This window comes from Microcoleus sp. K5-D4 (assembly GCF_036704575.1).
In the GTDB taxonomy this organism is placed as follows: Bacteria; Cyanobacteriota; Cyanobacteriia; order Cyanobacteriales; family Microcoleaceae; genus Microcoleus.
In genome coordinates this window covers 1-1,482 of record NZ_JAUBSD010000207.1, presented here as the reverse complement: position 1 = coordinate 1,482, position 1,482 = coordinate 1, and the positions used below count along the sequence as shown (strand labels likewise).

The window sequence follows — 1,482 nt, the reverse complement described above, 5'->3', positions numbered from 1 at the left end:
CAGGGTAAACGCATCTAAATTAATTTGACAAAACCCTGGATTTGTGCATGACTCAATCACTAAAAAAACCTTCCTAAAATTCTTTATTTTAACCCGATTTGAGCAGATTAAATCAGAACCTTAAGAATTTCTCAACTTCTTAAAGCCGGATAATTTTCCTTCTTAGATAGGTCTTAAATTTCGAGCATTAACTGGCAGAGTTTAAAATTTGAACTAAATAATTATTGTCCATTGCCGCTCGATACCGTTTCATTTTTAGACTTTCTTTAGACGTTTTCTCTTGTTTCAATAAATTTATTGCTAATCGACGTAGAAGTGCAAAATTTTCGGGAGAGTTCTGTTTCCGAATCCGGCTTTCATCTTCACAAAATGTAACATCAAGTGTCCAATGTAAGCTATTTTCAATGCCCCAATGACTGCGGATCGCCCCAGCAATTTTTTCAGCATTACTGCTTAAACTGCTCAAGTAGAAACGAGCTTCTGTCGTGGTTTTATTCCACAGCCGTCGTTCACTAACTATCATGACAACTGTTTTTAATCCCCTCCATAATTTTTGATTGTGCAAAGGTGGTAACTCGGATATATCCACATTCCAGACTTGTCTTTTTTCCACTCGATGATGTCCAGCTTCTACTTGTTCATAATAGCTATACTCTCTACCTAAAAAATCTTCTTCTTGAGCTAATTCAAACCACTCTTTTACAGCTTGGTAGAGGAGTTTTTGATTACCTTTTAAAGCTAAAACATAATCTCCTTTTTTCTTAACAATCAAAGATGTTAGGTCTTTTTGACAGCCCATAGCATCTATGGTTATTACGCTTCCGGCAATTTCTAACATTTCTATTAATGCTGGAATTGCTGTAAGCTCATTAGACTTTTTATCAACTTTTTTTTGTCCTAAAACCAATTGATGAGATGAAGACCAGGCAGTAACTATATGTAGGGCTTTTTGCTGGTCATTTCGGTCATAAGATTGTTTCATTGTTTTGCCATCAATGGCAATCACTTCTAGTTTTAATTCCTTGACTATCGAATTTACCCAACTCAAAAAACATTCTTGAAACTGTTGTGGTTCAATTCGGGCAAATACCCGACTAAATGTGTCATGAGATGGTATGCCATTCGGTAATTCTAGAAAGCTTTTTAACCATTCATATTTGGCGTTACCATAAGCTTCTATTGCCACCCATCCGTCGGCACCGCTGATGATACCTAGAATCGCAATCGCAATAATATCTTTGAGCAAATGTTCTTTACTTCTTTCTATTCTGGGGTCTTTCAAATTGGCAAAATGTTCTAAAAAACTGGTATTCAAAATATTCATTGAATGTAATGAATCTGTTTGTTTTTGTTGGGAATTTACAGCTTTACTAAAACCTCTTGCCATTGATAGCACCAATAAACTACAATAAACTACATTGAAATTTAGTCGTATTTAACTGTAGCATATTTTGGGTTAAAGTTAAGATGCGTTTACCCTGG

General features: G+C 35.3%; 1 protein-coding gene. It reads right to left on the bottom strand.

All coding sequences use genetic code 11. The features are described from left to right. Positions 1–187: 187 nt before the first annotated feature. Positions 188–1,387 (bottom strand): ISAs1 family transposase, encoded by a 1,200-nt coding sequence (locus QUA77_RS29080; protein ID WP_445302115.1) that lies wholly within the window; start codon positions 1,385–1,387, stop codon positions 188–190. Between the last annotated feature and the right edge of the window lie 95 nt (positions 1,388–1,482).